Raw genomic sequence first — 19,206 nt, 5'->3', positions numbered from 1 at the left:
CTCGCCTTCGGGCGAAGACTTGAAGACGTCAGGGGTGGCGCAAGGCCGGTGCGGCCGGCTGGTGTGGAAGGCGTGGTTTGGACCTCTATCTGCCCATAGCGGAAGTCTCCGTGAATGCGCCCCTGCTGGTGGCGCTGGGGGCGTTGGTCGGCTTCATCTCCGGCCTGTTCGGCATCGGCGGCGGGTTCCTGATGACGCCCGTTCTGGTCTTCCTCGGCATCCCGCCCGTGGTGGCTGTGGCGTCCGAAGCCAATCACGTGGCCGCATCGTCGGTCTCCAGCGTCATCGCCTACAGCCGCAAGCGCGCCGTGGACTTCCGCATGGGCGGGGTGCTGGCCACCGGCGGCGTCATCGGCGCCTTCCTGGGGGTCGAGGTGTTCCGCCTGCTGCGCCTGCTGGGCCAGGCGGACCTGGTGGTGTCGGTCTCCTACCTGCTGTTCCTGGGCGTCATCGGCGGGCTGATGCTGATGGAGTCCCTGCGCTCCATCTTGCGCCGTCGCAGGGGCGAGGCGCCGGCCGCGCCGCGCGACCGCCGGCCCATGTGGCTGTACGGCCTGCCGTTGAAGGTGCGCTTCCCCAAGTCGCGCCTCTATATCAGCGTCATTCCGCCCATCGTGCTGGGCATCTTTGTCGGCGTCCTGTCGGCCATCATGGGGGTCGGCGGCGGCTTCATCCTGGTGCCGGCCATGGTCTATCTGCTGCGCATGCCGGCCGGCGTGGTCGTCGGCACCAGCCTATTCCAGATCATCATCACCACCAGCCTGACCAGCGTGCTGCAGGCCGGCCGCAACCAGACGGTGGACATCGTCCTGGCGACCCTGCTGCTGGTCGGCGGGGTGGTGGGGGCCCAGTTCGGCGCCCGCATGTCGGCCCGCTTCCGGGCAGAGGAGCTGCGCGCGCTGCTCGGCCTGCTGGTGCTGCTGGTCGGCCTGCGCATGGGGCTGGACCTGTTCATCCGGCCTGACGATCCGTTCGTCCTGGTCTCGGGGGCGGGCTGATGGCGGTCGATCTTCCCCCGCCGATCCCGGCCGTCTCCGCCGCCCTGACCGAGACCGAGGTGAAGGTCACCTCCGGTTTTCAGGGCGCAGACATCGTCATCTACGGCGCGGTGTTCGATCCCGCCCAGCGGCCCAGCGACGTGGTGGTGCTGGTCAGCGGGCCGGAGCAGCCCATCCGCCTGGCCGAGAAGACCCGCGTCGCTGGGGTTTGGCTCAACAGCCGCCCGGTGGTGTTCACCGGCGCGCCGGGCTTCTACATCGCCGCCTCCACCAAGCCGCTGAACCAGATCGCCAGCTTCTCCGTCCTGCGCGAACTGAACGCCGGCCTGGACCATCTGGCCATCGCCGCGCCGGAAGAACAGCGGGTCGAGCGCCGTTACGGCGTCCGCGACATGGTCGTCAGCCGCCTAGGAGCGGACTATCTGGACTGGCGCCGCGCGGTGATCCGCCTGAAGGAGAAGGCTGGTCTCTACGCCGCCGAGCCCGACGGCGTGCGCTTCGTAGACCGTGGCCTGTTCCGCGCACAGCTGGCCCTGCCGACCGCCGCGCCCATCGGCAGGTACGAGGCGCGGATCATCCTGTTCCAGGACGGTCGGCCCGTCTCCATCCGCGACCGCACCCTGACCGTTGAGAAGGCGGGTCTGGAGCGTAATCTTTATCTCTTCGCGCACCGGCGGCCTTGGATTTATGGTCTGGCTTCGGTGGCGATCGCGCTGTTGGCGGGCTGGGCCGCCTCCGTCGTGTTCCGCAGGAGCTGACCTCATGGACCTGGCGAGCAAGCCCCCCCGCGCGATCTGGATGATGGGCGTCCTGACCATCCTGCCGCTGTTCGCCGCCTCGGCGGTGTTCTGCTTCGGCCCGCAGCATCTGCGCGCCGCGGGACTGGTCAGCCTGATCGCTTACGCCACCGCGTTGTTGTCCTATCTGGGCGGCATCCATGCGGGGCTGGAGATCGACAAGCCGCAGCCGCGCTGGCTCGTCCTCGGCCTGTCCCTCGCCGCGCCGGCCGTGGCCTGGCTGCTGCTTCTGGGCGGCGACAATTTCGGCCCGGTCTGGCAGATCGCCGGCGTGCTGACCGCGCTGCTGCTGCAATGGCTGTGGGACGCCACCAGCCACGACGGCCCCTCCTGGCGCCCGCGCCTGCGCACCCTCCTGACCGCCGGGGCGGCCATTGCCCTGGCGGTGGCGCTTGAGCAGGCGATGAGTCTGTAGAAAGCGATCCTCCCCCTCCGGGGGAGGTGGCCCAGAGGGCCGTAGGGGGCGTGCTGAGTCAGCACCCAGTCCTACCCCCTCCACCGCTTCGCGGTCCCCCTCCCCCAGAGGGGGAGGATTTAGGCCGCTAGTCAGGCCGCAGCGACTTCCACCCCACCGCATGCACCTTCCCACGGCCCAGAGCCCCGGCGATCGGCGCCGCGGCGAACAGACCGGCGAAGGCCTTGTCCATGATGTTCAGGCCGCCGGTGAAGGCGCCGAAGGCCGGCATCACCAGCCGCCGGCCGTCCGTCACGAAACACCGCCGCCGCACCGATCCGCCGCCCGCCGCCACCCGCGCGCAGGGGTGCAGGTGCCCGGCGACCTCGCCCGGCTGCTCGCCCGGCTCCGGCTCGTGGCGGAAGGTCAGGCCGGACAGTTCGATCTCGTCGATGATCTCGCCGGGCAGGGTCTGGGGTCCGTCCTCGTCGTGGTTGCCCACCGCCCAGATCAGGGTGCGGCCCTTGGCCAGGCCCGCGATCCGCGCGGCGTCGTCGTCCGCCAGCCGGTCCTCCGCCGATCCGTCATGGAAACTGTCGCCCAGAAACACCAGTAGCGCCGGGTTGGTCGCCGCCAACTCCCGCTCCAGCCGGTCCAGGGTCTCGCGCGTGTCATAGGGCGGCAGCATCTGGCCACGCGCCGCATAGGCGCTGCCCTTTTCGAAGTGCAGATCGGCCACCACGAGGGCGCGCTCGGCCTCCAGCCACAGGGCGCCGGACGCCCGCAGCACCGGCTCGGCCCCATGCAGGCCCACGCGCAGCCCCCCGCAGGGATTGGCCGCGAAACTCATACGGCCCGAACTCAAGCCAGCGCCTCCGCGATCAGATCGGCCTCGGCCTCCGCCAGGATGGCGTCGCCCGCATCGCCCAGGTTCACCCGTTCGCGCCCGATCTCCAGCATGATCGGCACGGCGAAGGGCGAAACCTTGGCCAGGGCCGCATGCCGGATGCGGCCCTTGATGCGCGCCAGAAACCCGGCCACGCGCGCCACGTCGATGAGGTCGGTCGCCGCATCCTGCCGCGCGCACTTCAGCAGCAGGTGGTCCGGCTGGTGCTTGCGCAGCACGTCGTAGATCAGGTCGGCGCTGAAGGTAACCTGCCGGCCGCTCTTCTCCTGACCGGGGAAGCGCCGCTCGATCAGCCCGGCGATGATCGCCGCCCCCTTGAAGGTGCGCTTCATCATGTAGCTTTCGTCCAGCCACGCCTCCAGATCGTCGCCCAGCATGTCCTGGTCGAACAGGGCGTTGAGGTCCGTCTCGTCCAGCGGCTTCAAGGCCCAGATGTTGACGGCGTAGTCGTTGGCGACGAAGCCCAGCGGCTGCAGACCGGCCCGCTCCATCCGCCGGGTCAGCAGCATGGCCAGGGTGTTGTGCGCGTGCCGCCCCTCGAAGCTGTAGCAGACCATGTGGTGCCGCTTGCCGCGCGGGAAGGTCTCCACCAGCAGCTCGTCCTCCGACGGCAGGGCGGAGCGCGCCTTCTGGTAGCCGAGCCATTCCTGCACGTCGGCGGGTAAGTTCTTCCACTCCCGCTCGTCCGACATCATTCGCCGCACCCGCTGGGCGAGGTAGGTGGACAGGGGGAATTTCGACCCGCCCCACGACAGGATCATGGGGTTCTCTTTCGGCGCCGGGCTGACCAGCACGTCCTCGCCGACGATGGTGTTGAAGCGCCAGACCTGCCCCGCGAAGACGAAGGTGTCGCCAGCCTTCAGCTGCTCGAAGAAGCCTTCCTCCGCCTGGCCGATCTTGCGGCCGCCGCGCTTGCCGATGGCGACCTTCACGTTCAGCGTCGCCGCCGACAGGATCGCGCCGACATTCAGCCGGTGCCGCTGCGCCGTCTGGGCGTTGCGCACGCGCCAGAGGCCGTCCTCGCGCCCCTTCACGATCCGCCGGAAGCGGTCATAGGTCTTTAGGGCGTAGCCGCCGGTGGAGACGAAATCGACCACCTGTTCGAAGTCCTCCCACGACAGGCCGCGATAGGGCCCGGCGGTGGTCACCTCTTCGTACAGCTCCACCAGATCGAAGGGCTCGGAGCAGGCGCAGCCCATGACGTGCTGCGCCAGCACGTCCAGCGTACCGGTGCGTCGCGGCTCCCCGTCCAGGGCGTTCTCGACGATGGCGTCGGCGGCGGCGCGGCACTCCAGCATCTCGAACCGGTTGGCCGGCACCAGCAGGGCTTTGGACGGCTCGTCCAGCCGGTGGTTCGACCGCCCGATCCGCTGGACCATGCGCGAGCTGCCCTTGGGCGCGGCCAACTGCACCACCAGGTCCACATCCCCCCAGTCGATCCCCATGTCCAGGGTCGAGGTGCAGACGATGGCCCGCAGCTCGCCCCGCGCCATGGCCGCCTCGACCTTGCGCCGCTGCTCCGCCGACAGGCTGCCGTGGTGCAAGCCGATGGGCAGGTCGTCGTCGTTCAGGGCCCACAGCTCCTGGAACGCGAACTCGGCCTGAAAGCGGGTGTTGACGAACACCAGGGTGGTCTTCTGCCGCTTGATGATCTCGTACAGCTCGGCCATGGCGTGCTCGGCCGTATGCCCGGCCCAGGGCACATGCCCGCCGCTGACGAGGACCTCGACGTGAGGCGTGACCCCGCCGGCGCCGAAGACGATGTGGACGCTGGTCCTCGCTAAATCCTCCCCCCCTGGCGGAGGTGGCCCAGAGGGCCGGAGGGGGACTGCTGAGTCAGAACCCGGTCCCACCCCCTCCACCGCTTCGCGGTCCCCATCCCCCAGGGGGGGAGGACCTGAGGGCGACAGCCACTCCGCGATCAGCCCCGGATCATCCACGGTCGCTGACAGCCCGACCCGCCGCATCTGCGGCGCGAACTGCTGCAGGCGCGCCAGACCCAGCGACAGCAGGTCGCCGCGCTTGTTGGGCCACATGGCGTGGACCTCGTCGATGATGACGCAGCGCAGGTCCTCGAAATAGGTCCGCGCGCCCTCCCAGGCGCAGAACAGCGCCAGCTGCTCCGGCGTGGTCAGCAGGATGTCCGGCGGCTTCAGCCGTTGGCGGGCCTTGCGCGCCTCGCCGGTGTCGCCCGTGCGGCTCTCGGCCACGATGGGCAGGCCCATCTCGCGGATGGGCGTCATCAGGTTGCGCTCGACGTCCACCGCCAGCGCCTTCAGCGGCGAGATGTACAGGGTGTGGACGCCCCGGATCGGCCCGTTCGACGGCGGCCGCTCCGCCAGCTCGATCAGGCTGGGCAGAAACCCGGCCAAGGTCTTGCCCCCGCCGGTAGGCGCGATCAACAGCGAATGCCGCCCCGCCATGGCATTCTCCACCATGGCCAACTGATGCGCCCGCGCGCTCCACCCGCGCGAGGCGAACCAGTCCGCGAAGCGGGCGGGAAGAAGGGAAGAGGGCGTCGAGCCGTCCATGGGACGGCTATAACACGTTCCCGTTATGTTTCGATGCGACGGATTGGGCGCTATTGCGAGCGTGAAGGGTATCTTGGACTATGAAATGCAATGAAACGGTAGCGCTGATTCGAAAGTCATAGAATGGCTTGGGCAACACCTGAATACGATCTTCCCACTGTAAACGCGGCGGGAAAGAAGCTGATCGAAGATCGGTTCCCGTTGTCGGATGACTCTATGTTGAAGGTGGTCAACAACTGGCGATCAATTCACAGTTATCCTTTGAATGCTTTCCAGATAACCCTCCGGCGCCGTGGTCGCCAATTTGAAAAATCAATTATCGTTTCTCAAAGAATTAAACGTCTGGAATCTATACATGCAAAACTAATGAGGCAGTCGTCCATGCGATTGTCTCAAATGCAGGACGTTGCTGGATGCAGGATTGTATTTAAAGATATAAGAAATGTGAGGCGTCTTGTTGATCGGTATAAAAGGGGTTCTAAAAAGGGAAAGCTTGAACATAAGCTTGTTGGTGAAAAGGATTACATTAGATATCCGAAGGCTGATGGTTATCGATCTTATCACCTAGTTTATGAATATACGGGATCATCTAAGTCTGCTTGCTGGAGCGGGAGGAAGATCGAGATTCAAGTGCGCACCCAGCTTCAACACGCGTGGGCTACGGCTGTGGAAGCGGTTGGAATTTTTACTCGTCAGGCTCTGAAGTCTAATCAGGGTGATGAGGAGTGGCGCAGGTTTTTTGCGTTGATGGCTACTGCAATCGCAGCGATTGAGGGGTGTGCTCCAGTTCCGGGAGTGCCGACTGACAGAAATAAGTTAAATAGAGAACTTGGATTCTTGGCTTCGAAATTAAACGTCGAAGCGGTTCTTGCTGCATATAATATGAGTTTAAATTACACAGCGGAGAGAGTTAAAGAGGCTAAGTATTTTCTTGTTGATCTTGATCCTGCTACCAGAAATGTAAAGGTGGCGCGCTTTAGGGCGCGGCAATCGGAAGCTGCGAACGAGACCTATACGGAATGGGAACGAAGAATACCCGAGGGATCGGATAGGCAAGTTGTCCTTGTGTCTGTAGATTCGATATCTGCTTTGAAGCGTGCATATCCTAACTACTTTTTGGATACTGGTCGGTTTGCTGATCTCGTGAGTCAGGTTCTTAGGGATGATTATCCTGATCCGCTTATCGGCTAAGCTCACCCAAACAACCCCGCTAGAATGCTGATCCCCAGCGCCAGCAGCGCCGTGTTGTAGACATAGGCCGCCGCTGCTTGGGCGGTGATCAGGTTGCGCAGGGGCGTGGAGCCGACGGCGGTGTCCGACAACCTGATAGGTCGCGCCCACCGAGAACGACAGATAGGCGAAGTCGAGATAGGTGGCTGGCGGATCGCGCGATAGGCCAATGGCCTCTGTGCGTCCTTCGAGACGCGCCTGCGGCGCTCCTCAGGATGACGAAGGTGCGGGCAGCCCACGTTCGTCATTCTAAGAAATCACGAAGTGGCGTCTCGAAGGACGCAGCGCGACATCGTTCCCGTTCCGTTTCCACCCGACGCGGGGTAGGAAGAGCGGGTGAACGCGCTCGCTCCGAGTCTTGATCTGGCCCCCGCGCTCGTCGTCCTGCCCGGACCGCGCGGCGGGGTGGCGGATGCGGCGGGGCCGCGCGCCCTGCGCCCGCCGGACGCGCGCGACCTGATGGAGCAGGGTCCGGTCCTGGTGGCCCATGCGGGCATGACCGCCCGGCGGCTCGGCCTGCATTCGCCCATGCGTTCGGGCCGCATCTTCGACGCGCTGGAGCTTTACGCCTTCGTCCGCCCGGCGCGGTTCTGCGCCCCCTCGGCGGCGGGCCTGGCCCTGGCCATGGGCCTGCCGGAGCCCAAGGGCGCGGTGGAGCAGGCCGAGGCCCTGCGCCGGGTCTGCGAGTTGCTGCTGGCCGAGGTGGCCCAAAGCCCCTGGCCCACGCGGGAAGAGGCCCTGGCCCTGGCCGAGACCCTGGCCAAGGGCGGCTGGGCCTGGGGCCCGCCGATCATCGGGGCGCTGCGCTCCTATCCGGTGGGCAACGCCTTTCGCAGCAGCGGCCTGGACGTGTGGAGCCGCATTCCCGAGTGGGAGGATCAGGCGCCGCTGGGCGAGGCGGGCTCCAAGCCGATCAGCCCGCAGGGGGCCGCCGACCGGCTGGCCTCCCTGCTGCAACGCTCCGGCCTGGACGAGGCGCGGCCTTCCCAGGCCGAGTTCGCCACCGAGACCGCCTACGCCTTCCAGCCCCGCGACCGCGAGGGCGAGCCGCGCATGATGCTGGCCGAGGCGGGCACCGGGGTCGGCAAGACCCTGGGCTATCTGGCCCCGGCCTCCCTGTGGGCCGAGGCCAACGGCCCGGCGGTTTGGGTCTCGACCTACACCCGCGCCCTGCAACGGCAGATCGAGCGGGAGAGCGCCTCGATCTTTCCCGACCCGGCGGTGCGGGCGAAGAAGGCCGTGGTCCGCAAGGGACGCGAGAACTACCTGTGCCTGCTGAACTTCCAGGAGCAGAGCAACGCCGGCCAGTTGGGCGGCTCCGACCTGATCGGCATGGGCCTGACCGCGCGCTGGATCCGCGCCAGCCGCGACGGCGATATGACCGGCGGCGATTTCCCGGCCTGGCTGCCGACCCTGTTCGCCGTGCAGCCGTCCATGCAGGCCAGCGCCGCCAACCTGGTCGACCGGCGCGGCGAGTGCGTCCACGCCGGCTGCCCGCACTATCGCGTCTGTTTCGTGGAGAAGGCGGTTCGCGCCTCCCGCCGGGCGGACATCGTCATCGCCAACCACGCCCTGGTCATGACCCAGGCCGCCTTCGACGGCGCCCGCTCGGCCAAGGGGCTGAAGACCGACGTGGAGACGACGACGCTCAAGCGCATCGTCTTCGACGAGGGCCACCACCTGTTCGAGGCCGCCGACAGCGCCTTCTCTTCGGCCCTGTCCGGGGCGGAGTCCGCCGAGCTGCGCCGCTGGATTCGAGGACCCGAAGGCCGCGGCCGCCGGGGCAGGGGGCTTGAGGCCCGGCTGATGGACATCCTGGGCGACCGGGAGACCGCGCGGGACGCTCTGCGCGCCGCCCTGCACGCCGCCGCCGCCCTGCCGGGCGAGGGCTGGTCCGGCCGCATCGCTCCGCCCGACGGCCAGGTGAACCCCATCGGCCCCATCGAGGCCTTCCTGGTGGTGGTGCTGGAGCAGCTTCGCGCCCGCGCCACCTCGTCGGACATCGGCATGGAGTGCGCCGCACGCCCGGCCCTCGACATGGTCCGCCAGACCGCCGCGGAGGCCGCCCGCGCCATCGCCGCCGTGGAGGCGCCGCTGCTGGCCCTGGCCCGTCACCTGGAGGACGTGCTGGACGAGGATACGGACACCCTGCCGTCCTCCGAACGCGCCCGGATCGAGGGGGCGCTGCGCGGTCTGGACCGCCGGGCGCGCATGACCCTGCCAGCCTGGCGCTCCATGCTGAAGGCCATCGACGAGGACAGCGAGGACGATCCCGAGTTCGTCGATTGGTTCGAGGCCACCTTCCTCTATGGCCGCGTGGTGGACGCCGCCTGCCGCCGGCATTGGGTGGACCCGACCCAGCCGCTGCAGGCCGCCGTGCTGTCGCGGGCCCACGGGGTGCTGGTGACCAGCGCCACGCTCACCGATCCCTCGGCCGACGACCCCTTCGCCCTGGCGGAGATGCGCACCGGCGCGGCCCGTCTGCCGGAGCCGCCCAAGCTGCTGCGCCTGGCCTCGCCCTTCGACTACGCCAAGAACGCCCGCGCCTTCGTAGTGACCGATGTGGGCCGCGACGACCCACGTCAGGTGGCCGCCGCCATGCGCGAGCTGTTCCTGGCCGCCGGGGGCGGGGGGCTTGGCCTGTTCACCGCCATCCGCCGGCTGAAGGCGGTGCATGAGCGCATCGCCGCCCCGCTGGCGGACAAGGGCCTTGCCCTCTACGCCCAGCACGTGGACCCGCTGGAGGTCGGCGCGCTTGTCGACATCTTCCGCGCCGAGCGGGACGCCTGCCTGCTGGGCACCGACGCGGTTCGCGACGGCGTGGACGTGCCGGGGCGCTCGCTGCGCCTGCTGGTCTTCGACCGCGTGCCGTGGCCGCGCCCCGACCTGCTGCACAAGGCTCGCCGCCAACGGTTCGGAGGCAAGAACTACGACGACGCCACGGCCCGCGCCCGCATCTCCCAGGCCTTCGGGCGCCTGATCCGCCGGGCGGACGACAAGGGCGTGTTCGTCATGCTCGACGCCGCCGCGCCCACCCGCCTGTTCGCCAGCCTGCCCGAGGGGGTGGAGATCCAGCGCGTCGGCTTGGTCGAGGCCATCGAGGCCACCGCCGCGTTCCTCAAGGAGGACCAGTGAGCGAGGGCTTCACGCGCGGCTCTCCGGAGTACCGGCGCGTGGCGGTGGCCCTGTTCGCCGCCGGTTTCGCCACCTTCGCCTTGCTGTACTGCGTTCAACCGCTGATGCCGCTGTTCGCGGAGGGGTTCGGCCTGAACCCGGCCGACAGCTCCTTCGCCCTGTCGTTGTCCACGGCGGCCATGGCCATCTCGTTGCTGGCGGCCGGCGCACTGGCTGACCGGGTGGGGCGCAAGACCCTGATGACCGCCTCGCTGTTCGCCTCGGCGGCCCTGACCGTGATTGCGGCCCTGGCGCCGAACTGGGGCGCGCTGCTGGTGACGCGGACCCTGCTGGGTGTGGCCCTGGCTGGCGTGCCCGCCATCGCCATGACCTATCTGGCGGAGGAGGCGAAGGCCGAGGCCTTGGGCTCGATCATGGGCCTTTATGTGGGCGGCACCGCGGTGGGCGGGATGAGCGGCCGGCTGCTCAGCGGCCTGCTGGCCGACTTCACGGGCGATTGGCGTATGGCCGTCGGTGGCGTGGGCCTGTCGGGTCTGGCCGCCGCCGTGGTGTTCGTGAAGCTGCTGCCGCCGTCACGGCGGTTCCAGCCGAAAGTGGGACTGACCATAGGTCAGCAGGTGCGCGACTACGCCGTCAGCCTGCGTACGCCCGGCCTGCTCTGGCTGCTGGTCTGCGGCTTCTGCCTGATGGGTGGGTTCGTGACGCTCTACAACTATGTGGGCTTCCGCCTGCTGGGGCCGCCCTTCCATCTCAGCCACGCGGCGGTGGCGGCGATCTTTCTGGTTTATCTGGCGGGCGTGCCGTCCTCCCCGTTGTTCGGATCACTCGGCGGTCGGCTGGGGCGCGGGCCGGTGCTGGCTGCGGCGGCGCTACTGATTGCAGGCGGAGCGGCTATGACCCTGAGCGCCAACGTGGCGCTGACAGTCCTGGGTGTCGCTCTGCTGACGGCGGGATTCTTCGGCGGCCACGCCCTGGCCTCCGGCTGGGTCGGACGGCTGGCCGGGCCGGCCAAGGCGCAGGCGGCGTCGCTCTATCTGCTGTTCTACTATCTGGGCTCCAGCATCGTCGGCTCCACCGGCGGCCATGTGTTCTCCACCTTGGGGTGGGGCGGCCTTGTTGCTCTGGTCGCCAGTCTCGCCGCCCTGGTGCTGACGGCGGCCTGGCGGCTTTATGTGACAGAACGACGACTGTGACGCTTTCTCCAATCCTCCGAACGGTTTAACCAAGCGCTCAGGGGCGCATTCGGGGGAGAAGCGCAGCGTGTCCAAGTTCTGGTGTGTCGGTCTGGCGGCTCTGCTGCTCGCGGGAACGGCGCAGGCCGACGAGTTCGTCCGCACGGACTGCCGCAGCCTGGTCTCGGCCAGCGACGGGCTGAGCTATGAGCGGCCGGAGCACCCCATCTGGTACCGGCGCTTCTGGACCGGCGAATGCGGCGGCCTGCCGCTCTATCGCTGCAAGCCCGGCTCGCCCAACTGGAACGACGTGGCCAGCCAGATGATGGCCCGCGCCGCGCCCGCCGCCCGCAACGCCGTCCGGCTGAAGGCCTGCCGCCTGGGCCAGGTGATCGGCTACGAGTGGTCGCGCGACAAGCCGATCCGCCGCATCGACACCGCCGCGCTCAAGGACTTGCTCAAGCTGCTGAACGAGACGCAGGACGTCTCCGCCGGGCTCGATCGCGTCGATCGGCGGGTGAAAGAGCTGATGGGCCGCCCGAAGCCCTAGTGCTTGCCGCGATCCCGGCCGAAGTTGGACTCGGCGCTGTCCTGGCCCATGTCGATGATGCCCCGGCGGATGGCGCGCGTGCGGGTGAACAGCTCGTGCAGCTTGTCGCCTTCGCCCCAGCGGATGGCGCGGGACAGGGCCTGCAGGTCCTCGGTGAAGCGGCCCAGCATCTCCAGCACCGCGTCCTTGTTGGTCAGGAAGATGTCCCGCCACATGGTCGGATCGGAGGCGGCGATGCGGGTGAAGTCCCGGAAGCCCGAGGCCGAATAGCGCATCACTTCGCTCTCGGTGACCTCCTCCAGATCGGCGGCCGTGCCGACAATGTTGTAGGCGATCAGGTGGGGCAGGTGGCTGGTGACGGCCAGCACCAGATCGTGGTGCTTCTCCTCCATCAGCTCGACCTGCGAACCCAGGCTGCGCCAGAAGGCGGCCAGCTTGCCCACGGCGTCGAGATAGGGCGCGTCGTCACGCTCCTGCGGCGTCAGGATCGTCCAGCGGCCCTTGAACAGTTCGGCGAAACCGGCGGCGGGGCCGGAATGCTCGGTGCCGGCGATGGGGTGGCCGGGAATGACGAAGACGCTGTCGTCCGTGCGGGCGCGCAGGGCCTCGGCCACGGCGCTCTTCACCGAGCCCACGTCGCTGATGGTCGCGCCGGCCTTGTAGGCGCCGGCCGCCGCGTCCGCCGCGTCGGCGATGGCGAGAACCGGAGTGGCGAAGATCACCAGGTCGGCGCCGGCGACCGCTTCACGGATGTCGCCCGTGACGTGTTCCGCCAGCTTCAGCTCGGCGATGGTCTGGCGGGCGGCCTCGCTGGCGTCGGCGATGACGATCTCACCGACCACGCCAGCTTCACGGGCGGCGCGGGCGATGGATGAACCGATCAGGCCGCAGCCGATCAGGGCCAGACGCGGGTAGAGGATCGGCGTGTTCATCGCTCCACGCCCATGAACTGCGCCAGCAGGTCGGCGACCGCCCGGTTGTGCTCCTCAAGCCCGATGGTCAGGCGAAGGCAGTCCGGCAGGCCGTAGCCGGCGACCGCGCGCAGGATGTAGCCCTTCGAGGACAGGAAGGCGTCCGCTTCCTTGGCCGTCTTGCCCGGCGTGGTGGGGAAGGTGATGAGGATGAAGTTGGTGGCCGAGGGGCCGACCTCCAGTCCTATCCCGCCCAACTGCTGGGTCAGCCAGTCGCGCCATTGCTCCACATGCGCGATGGAGCGCGCCTGGAACTCGTCGTCGGCCAAGGCGGCGATGGCGGCTTCCTGCGCCGGGATCGAGGTATTGAACGGCGGGCGGATGCGGTCCATCGCATCGATCATCTCCACCGGGCCATAGCCCCAACCCACCCGCAGGGCGGCCAGGCCGTGCAGCTTGGAGAAGGTGTGGGTGACGATGATGTTGTGGGCCGTCCGCGCCAGCTCGTGCCCGCACTCGAAGTCGGGCGAGCGGCCGAACTCGGAATAGGCCTCGTCCAGCACCAGCACCACGCTCGGCGGCAGGCCGGCGTGCAGTCTGCGGACTTCCTCGCCGGAGATCCAGGTGCCCGTCGGGTTGCCGGGATTGGCCACGAAGACAATGCGCGTGCGCTCGTCCACCAGGGCCAGGACCGCGTCCACATCCATGCGGTGGTTCGGCTCGGGCGCCATGCGCGCCTCGGCCTGGGCGGCGCGGATGGCGATCGGATAGGCGGCGAAACCGTGCTCGCCCATCACCGCGTTGTCCCCCGGCTCGAGATAGGTCTGGCAAAGCAGGGTGAACAGCTCGTCCGAGCCGTCGCCGAAGATCAGGCGCTCCGGCTCCAGGCCGTACTTGCCGGCGATGGCGGCGCGCAGGCCTTCGGCCCGGCTGTCCGGATAGATGTGCAGGCGGTCGGCGCCGGCCAGATAGGCCTCACGCGCAGCCGGGCTGCAGCCCAGGACATTCTCGTTCGACGACAGCTTCACCGGATGGGCGACACCATCCACCTTGGACTTGCCGCCCACATAGGCGGCGATCTCCATTACGCCCGGCTTGGGGATCGGGCGGTCGGCGGCGGATCGGTCTGTCATGGTGGGGCTTACTACACGTCGAAGGGCGACGGCGCAGCCCCGATTACACCCGTCAGGCTGCCGGGCGCGCGGGCCAGACGCTCGTCCTGCGGCTGATAGAAGCCGGACAGGGCGAACAGCTTCAGCCCGCCGGCGTCGGCCACCAGTTCGGCGGCCACCCCGTCCTGCGCCAGGCGGTCGGCGACAGCCTGGGCGGAGCCCGGAGCATCGGTGACCCAGAAGGTGTCGTCGCCGCCGGTCGGCTCGACGTTCACCTCGGCGGCGGCGAGGGCGCCGGTCGTTCCCCAGGCGGATAGGCAGGGCAGGGCGGCGAACACCTTTATCTTCGGCTCCGCCAGCAGACGGCCCCACCAGGGCGTCTCGGAATTCAGCGCCAGCACGGCGACCCCGCCCGGCGTGCGGGCGGCGGCGATGGCGTCCTCGGCCTTCGCGGCGTGTCCCATGCGCGGCGCGGCGCCAAAGCGCAGGCGGGCCAGCTCGACGGTGCGGGCGGGCTCGCGGCCGCCGAAGACGGAAAGGTGGAAGGGGCCCTGGCGGGACAGGCTCTCGGCCATGATCTCGCGCCAGATGCGCAGGACCAGGCTGTTGCTTGCGGCGTCGCGCGGTTTTGCCAGCAAATTGCGGACGATCTGGGCTTCCCGGTCGGGGCGCAGGCCGAAGCGATCAGCCTCGCCCGCCGCCTTTTTCGCGGCCGCTACGGCGCGCGCCAGTCCCGCCCGCTCATCGATCAGCTTGAGCAGTTCGGCGTCGATGGCGTCGAGCCGCCATCGAACCTCTTCGAGCGAGGGCGCGTCGCTGGGCGCTTTGTCCATTTTCATCCCCGAAAATCGAGGTGCGGAACATAGTCCTTGCGTGGCGAGGCGCAACTACGCTCTTCAGCGCAAGGATATTGCGCCGTTAGCCGGGATCAGTAGATGCGCGGCGACTTGCCCATGGTCTGGCCCGACAGGCGCGTCTCGCCATGCTCGAACTTGAAGGTGGAGCCGATCAGGCCGCCGGTGGCGCCCTGGGCGCCGAGCGCGGCGTCGATGTGGCCGATCATCCGGCCGTCCGGACCGACGCCCAGAACACCCTTCTGGCTGTTCAGCCCGCCTTCCTTGGTGCTGATCTCCGCGCGGCGCACGGTCACCTGACCGCCGGCGGCGGCCCAGGACTGGGCGGCCTCACGCCAGCCGCGTCCCTTCAGGGCGCTGAACTTGCTGAACACCACGTCGGCCAGCAGGGTCGCCGGCTCGTCGCGAGCGACCCGGTCGATGACCTGATCGTCGAAGTGCACGCGCGCGCCCTCGATCTTCAGCATGAAGGCGGCCTGATCGTCCGGGCCGGGACGCAGGTGGATCTCCAGGCGGCTGGCCGAACGGATCGGATAGTCCTCCGCCCCTGCGCCGGGCGTGAACGTCAGGCCGACGCCCTCGACCGATATGCGCGGCGGCGCGCCCTCGGGCCCCGCGATGCTGGCGCGCAGGGCCTCGCCCGTGACGGTCACGGAACCGCCGAGGGGGCGGGTGAGCATGGCGCCTTGCGGAGCGGTCCCCACCCAGTGCCTCAGATTGAACACCTCCGCCTCGCTCTTGATCACTGGAGCCGAGAGGCCCCAGCCCGAAGGCTCGGTGATGCGCAGGTTGTCGAACTCCACGTCCAGGCGGAACGGATAACCGCCGATCTTGCGGTTGGCCCAGGCGATGTCGTAGCCGACCGAGCGCAGGCGCTCCGTCTCGGCGTCCACGCGGCGTTCGGTCTCGCCGCGCAGCCAGACCCAGACGACGGACCAGACGACGGCTGCGATCAGCACCACCACATAAGGTGCGATCAGCAGAAGCCGACGGGGTTTACGAGGCGGGATCGGATCGGGCAGGGTCATTTCAAAGGGTGCCGAGCATCGGGAGTTGAAATTGGACGACGACGCGGCCGCTTCGAGCGGCGACCGCTGGGTGTTCGGTTATGGATCGCTGATGTGGCGGCCCGGGTTCCAGTATCTAGAACGCAAAACGGCTGTGCTCCATGGCCGACGACGCGCTTTCTGCATCTATTCGGTTCACCACAGGGGCACTTATGAGCGCCCAGGTCTAGTCCTGGGGCTGGCGCCGGGCGGCGCCGTGCGCGGCGTGGCCTATCGCGTGGCCGCCGCCGAGTGGCCGGAAACCTACGCCTATCTGCGTGAACGCGAGCAGCCGACCGAGACCTATGTGGAGGCCTGGCGCGAGGCGCGGATCAATGGCGGCCTGAAGGCGCCGGTGCTGGTCTTCCTCTCGGACAAGGCGCATCCCCAATGGGCCGGCGCTCTGACCGACCAGCAGCAGGCCGACCTGATCGCCGGAGCCAAGGGGCTGTCCGGCCGCAACATCGACTATCTGCGCGATCTGGTGATCCACCTGCGCGACGAAGGCGTGCGCGATCAGGGCATGGAGAGCCTGCTGGCGATGGTCGAGGCGCGAGAGGCGGCCTAGACGCCCTCGGCCAGGAGCGCGTTGGACGCCGCGTCGATCCGGGTCTGCATCTCGCGCATGAATTCGGCCCGCTTCAGTCCGGCGGGGATCGGCGGCAGATATTCGAAGACGATCGTTCCCGGGTGCAGCTTGAAGCCCTTGCGAGGCCAGTGAACGCCTGTGTTCAGGGCGAGCAGGCTGCAGGGCAGCTCCAGCTCGCGGTAAAGCGCGGCGACGCCCGGCTTGTACTCCGTCGGCTCACCGGGGTTGGAGCGGGTGCCTTCGGGGAAGATCACCAGCTGGCGGTCTTCCTTCATGCGGTCGCGGGCGTCCCGAACCAGTTTCTTCAGAGCCGTGGAGTGTCCGTCGCGGTCGACGACGATCATGTCGTCCTTGCCGGCGTACCAGCCGAAGAACGGGATCAGCATCAGCTCCTTCTTCAGGATGAAGCAGGCGTCGGGCAGCACCGGCAGCTGGCCGAAGATATCGAACATGCCCTGGTGCTTGGCGGCGATCAGGGCCGGCCCGGTGGGGCGATGCTCAAGCCCGCGCACCTCCACCCGCACGTCGCAGATGACTTTCAGCAGCCAGGTGACCGCGCCGCCCCAGATGCGCAGGGCGCGCGCCAAGGGGCGCCGCGGCGTGAACAGCAGCGGGATCATGATCAGGCAGGTCAGCACCGACATCAGGTAGAAAGCGGCGATGAACAGCAAAGAGCGAAGCAAAATCAAAGGACTGGCTCCTAGCCCTTACGTTCCTGATCCGGCCCGAGCTTGAGGAACGCCTCACGCCCGAGGATCGCCAGATACTTGCAGTACTCGAACGTCATACGCTTTGCGCCGCTGGCGGTCTTCCACCAGCCGCGGGCGTCCACGGCGTCGGTCTTGATCGGAAAGGGATGGAACTCGGCTTCCGGCATGGCCGAGCGCAGCTCGATCATGGCGCGGGGCATGTGGTAGTCGGCGGTGACCACGATCACGCTCTTGTAGCCCAGGTTGCGGGCCCACTCGGCCGTTTCCCGCCCGTTGCCGATGGTGTCGGCGGCGGTGAAGCCCAGGTCCACGCAGCAGTCATACAGGCCCTTGGTGGCGCCGGTGACGTCCTGGATGTCGGCGCGCGTGGCCTCGCGATTGACGCCGCTGACCAGCAGGCGGTCGCCCTTGCCCTCTTCGAGCAGGCGGATGCCTTCCTCCAGCCGGGCGTTGGACGCGCCGGTCAGGACCACGATGCCTTCCGAGGTCGGCGGAATCTGCGCGGGCGTCGACATGTCGATCCGCGCGACGAAGGTCAGCAGACCCACGCCCCAGATCATCAAGGCGATGAGGAGAGCCGCGATAGTCTTCATGTCTTGTCGATCACCCTGCCAGTTCGCCGGTCAGCCGGATCGCCACCCCGCGCGCGGCCAGGGCCGCGGTGAGGGCTGCGATGACGGGGCACGGCAGGAGCCAGGCCAGGTCGCTCCAGACGAGCGGCAGCACAGGCGCCAGGCCCGCGCCCCCACCGGCGAGCCGTAGTCCGGCGCCGATCATGGCCGCGCCCGCCGCGCCGAACAAGCCCGCCACCGCCGACATGCGTGCGAAGCGCGCCTGGAACAGGCGGGCGATGAACGGGGCCTTGGCTCCGGAAAGATGCAGAACCTCGATCACGTCACGTCGTGCGGCCAATCCTGCGCGCGTGGCGAAGGCGATGGTCGCGGCGGCGGCGGCGGCGATCAGGATGAACACGCCGATGGCGGCCCAGCGGATCAGGGCGGCGGAGCGTTCGATGTCGCCGATCCAGCGGCTATGGTCATCCACGCTGGCGTCCAGGCCAGCGGCCTGCAGCGCGGCGTCCAGCGACTGGGCGCTAGCCGGCGTTTCGGGATGCAGTTCGACCGTCACCAGGCGCGGGACGGGCAGGTCCTCAAGCAACGCCTCACGGCCGATCCAGGGCTCCAGCAATTCTTCAGCATCGGCCTTGGCCAGGGCCCGGGCCTCGGTCACGCCCTTCAGTCCGGCCAGGGTCTCGGCGGCGCGGGCGGCGGCGGCGTCGGGCGATTCCGCGCCCTTGGGCCGGACCACGATGGTGGCCGAACCGGTCAGTTGTCGCGACCAGCCGCGCGCGCCGCGATCGGCGGCGATGGCGGTCAGGGCGGTCAGGCAGGCCAGAAGGCACAGCACCGCGACCACGAAGGTCAGGGCGAAGTCCCGCTCGTCGCGCTTTGGCAGCAGCGGGCCGGGGCGCCAGCGGCGGACGTCGAAGCTTTCGCTCACAGCTCGCCTCCGCGGTTGCCGATGGAGGCGCTGGGCGGAGCCAGCAGGCGGCCGCGCTCCAGCCGCAGGACGGACTTGCGGGCGTGCGCCACCAGATCGTCGTCATGGCTGGCGATCAGCACCGTGGTGCCCATCCGGTTCAGTTCGACGAACAGGCGCAGGATGCGCAGGGCCATCTCGTGATCGACATTGCCCGTCGGCTCATCGGCCAGCAGCAGGTCGGGGCGGTTCACCACGGCGCGGGCGATGCCCAGGCGCTGCTTCTCGCCGCCGGAAAGGGTGGCGGGCAGGGCGTGCATCCGCTTCTCCAGCCCGACCCAGGCCAGCAGCTCGGCGATGTCGTTGCGATAGCTGTCCGGCTTGCGCCCCGCGATGCGCAGGGGCAGGGCCACGTTGTCGAACACCGACAGGTGCTCGAGCATCCGGAATTCTTGGAACACCACCCCGATGCGGCGGCGGATCATCGGCTGGTCGGCGGCGCGGATGGTCGAGACGTCGCGCCCGAACAGCTCGACCCGCCCGCGCGAGGCGCGATGCGCCAGGTAGATCAGCTTCAACAGGCTGCTCTTGCCCGCGCCGGAAGGCCCGGTGAGGAAGTGGAAGGAGCCCGCGGGCAAGGCGAAAGCAATGTCCTTCAGAGTCTCGGGCGCGCGGCCGTAGCGCATCGCCACGCCCTCGAAACGCACAACGTCCGGCGTCGCGGCGAGACCGGAATACTCAGATTGGACAAACGGTTTTCTGGACATAAGGACCGAAATCGGCGACCTCGT

General features: G+C 68.4%; 19 protein-coding genes. 8 read left to right on the top strand and 11 right to left on the bottom strand.

The window, feature by feature from the left end; translation table 11 throughout:
* The first annotated feature begins 77 nt into the window (after positions 1-77).
* Genes P7B02_RS16725 through P7B02_RS16715 form a run of 3 tightly spaced genes read left to right on the top strand, consistent with a single transcriptional unit; the run spans position 78 to position 2,210 of the window.
* Positions 78-998: a sulfite exporter TauE/SafE family protein gene (locus P7B02_RS16725; RefSeq protein ID WP_277787481.1), complete on the top strand. Its 921-nt coding sequence runs from the start codon at positions 78-80 to the stop codon at positions 996-998.
* Entirely contained in the window at positions 998-1,756 is a 759-nt protein-coding gene (locus P7B02_RS16720) for a TIGR02186 family protein (RefSeq protein ID WP_277787480.1), read from the top strand. Before P7B02_RS16725 ends, P7B02_RS16720 begins: the two co-directional genes overlap by 1 nt.
* Positions 1,757-1,760: 4 nt before the next feature.
* Entirely contained in the window at positions 1,761-2,210 is a 450-nt protein-coding gene (locus P7B02_RS16715) for a DUF3429 domain-containing protein (protein ID WP_277787479.1), read from the top strand.
* 127 nt (positions 2,211-2,337) lie between these two features.
* Here P7B02_RS16715 and pdeM read toward each other — a convergent pair whose 3' ends face one another.
* Both pdeM and P7B02_RS16705 read right to left on the bottom strand, forming a co-directional pair.
* Entirely contained in the window at positions 2,338-3,039 is a 702-nt protein-coding gene (pdeM, locus tag P7B02_RS16710) for a ligase-associated DNA damage response endonuclease PdeM (protein WP_277787567.1), read from the bottom strand.
* Between the two features lie 11 nt (positions 3,040-3,050).
* Complete coding sequence (locus P7B02_RS16705; RefSeq protein WP_277787478.1) at positions 3,051-5,627, bottom strand: ligase-associated DNA damage response DEXH box helicase; 2,577 nt, start codon at positions 5,625-5,627, stop codon at positions 3,051-3,053.
* 123 nt (positions 5,628-5,750) lie between these two features.
* Between P7B02_RS16705 and P7B02_RS16700 the strand changes: the two genes are divergently transcribed.
* On the top strand, positions 5,751-6,818 hold the full coding sequence (locus P7B02_RS16700) for a RelA/SpoT domain-containing protein (RefSeq protein ID WP_277787477.1): 1,068 nt from the start codon (positions 5,751-5,753) through the stop codon (positions 6,816-6,818).
* A 2-nt stretch (positions 6,819-6,820) separates the two neighbouring features.
* Here the strand turns inward: P7B02_RS16700 and P7B02_RS16695 are convergent, their stop codons facing one another.
* Positions 6,821-6,949: a hypothetical protein gene (locus tag P7B02_RS16695; protein ID WP_277787476.1), complete on the bottom strand. Its 129-nt coding sequence runs from the start codon at positions 6,947-6,949 to the stop codon at positions 6,821-6,823.
* Between the two features lie 367 nt (positions 6,950-7,316).
* Between P7B02_RS16695 and P7B02_RS16690 the strand changes: the two genes are divergently transcribed.
* From P7B02_RS16690 to P7B02_RS16680, 3 genes are all read left to right on the top strand, one after another.
* The gene (locus P7B02_RS16690) at positions 7,317-9,992 is read left to right on the top strand and encodes an ATP-dependent DNA helicase (protein WP_431355828.1); all 2,676 of its coding nucleotides are present in this window, start codon (positions 7,317-7,319) and stop codon (positions 9,990-9,992) included.
* Entirely contained in the window at positions 9,989-11,185 is a 1,197-nt protein-coding gene (locus tag P7B02_RS16685; protein ID WP_277787474.1) for an MFS transporter, read from the top strand. The genes P7B02_RS16690 and P7B02_RS16685 overlap by 4 nt, the downstream gene beginning before the upstream one ends.
* Before the next feature lie 67 nt (positions 11,186-11,252).
* Positions 11,253-11,714: a hypothetical protein gene (locus P7B02_RS16680; protein WP_277787473.1), complete on the top strand. Its 462-nt coding sequence runs from the start codon at positions 11,253-11,255 to the stop codon at positions 11,712-11,714.
* Here the strand turns inward: P7B02_RS16680 and P7B02_RS16675 are convergent.
* From P7B02_RS16675 to P7B02_RS16660, 4 genes are all read right to left on the bottom strand, one after another.
* Complete coding sequence (locus P7B02_RS16675) at positions 11,711-12,646, bottom strand: prephenate/arogenate dehydrogenase family protein (protein ID WP_277787472.1); 936 nt, start codon at positions 12,644-12,646, stop codon at positions 11,711-11,713. The genes P7B02_RS16680 and P7B02_RS16675 overlap by 4 nt on opposite strands.
* Positions 12,643-13,758, bottom strand: a complete 1,116-nt coding sequence (gene hisC, locus P7B02_RS16670; protein WP_277787471.1) for a histidinol-phosphate transaminase — start codon at positions 13,756-13,758, stop codon at positions 12,643-12,645. The genes P7B02_RS16675 and hisC overlap by 4 nt, the downstream gene beginning before the upstream one ends.
* A gap of 11 nt (positions 13,759-13,769) precedes the next feature.
* Positions 13,770-14,570, bottom strand: coding sequence for a chorismate mutase (locus tag P7B02_RS16665; protein ID WP_277787470.1), 801 nt, complete (start codon positions 14,568-14,570; stop codon positions 13,770-13,772).
* Positions 14,571-14,665: 95 nt separating this feature from the next.
* The gene (locus P7B02_RS16660) at positions 14,666-15,619 is read right to left on the bottom strand and encodes a DUF2125 domain-containing protein (protein ID WP_277787469.1); all 954 of its coding nucleotides are present in this window, start codon (positions 15,617-15,619) and stop codon (positions 14,666-14,668) included.
* Positions 15,620-15,650: 31 nt separating this feature from the next.
* On the opposite strand from P7B02_RS16660, the gene P7B02_RS16655 reads away from it, so the two are divergent.
* Positions 15,651-16,205 carry a gamma-glutamylcyclotransferase gene (locus tag P7B02_RS16655; RefSeq protein WP_277787468.1) on the top strand — a complete coding sequence of 185 codons (555 nt, stop codon included), beginning with the start codon at positions 15,651-15,653 and terminating at the stop codon, positions 16,203-16,205.
* On the opposite strand, the gene P7B02_RS16650 is transcribed toward P7B02_RS16655, so the two are convergent.
* From P7B02_RS16650 to ftsE, 4 genes are read right to left on the bottom strand one after another with little or no spacing between them, the layout of a single operon-like run.
* Complete coding sequence (locus tag P7B02_RS16650; RefSeq protein WP_277787467.1) at positions 16,202-16,915, bottom strand: lysophospholipid acyltransferase family protein; 714 nt, start codon at positions 16,913-16,915, stop codon at positions 16,202-16,204. The genes P7B02_RS16655 and P7B02_RS16650 overlap by 4 nt on opposite strands.
* Before the next feature lie 11 nt (positions 16,916-16,926).
* Positions 16,927-17,529, bottom strand: a complete 603-nt coding sequence (locus P7B02_RS16645; RefSeq protein WP_277787466.1) for a YdcF family protein — start codon at positions 17,527-17,529, stop codon at positions 16,927-16,929.
* 10 nt (positions 17,530-17,539) lie between these two features.
* Complete coding sequence (locus P7B02_RS16640; protein WP_277787465.1) at positions 17,540-18,436, bottom strand: cell division protein FtsX; 897 nt, start codon at positions 18,434-18,436, stop codon at positions 17,540-17,542.
* On the bottom strand, positions 18,433-19,182 hold the full coding sequence (ftsE, locus tag P7B02_RS16635) for a cell division ATP-binding protein FtsE (protein WP_277787464.1): 750 nt from the start codon (positions 19,180-19,182) through the stop codon (positions 18,433-18,435). The genes P7B02_RS16640 and ftsE overlap by 4 nt, the downstream gene beginning before the upstream one ends.
* Positions 19,183-19,206: the final 24 nt, after the last annotated feature.

The sequence above is a fragment of the Caulobacter segnis genome, assembly GCF_029543125.1.
Classification (GTDB): domain Bacteria; phylum Pseudomonadota; class Alphaproteobacteria; order Caulobacterales; family Caulobacteraceae; genus Caulobacter; species Caulobacter segnis_D.
The sequence above is the reverse complement of the archived record's forward strand: the minus strand, read 5'-3'. Positions and strand labels throughout refer to the sequence as shown.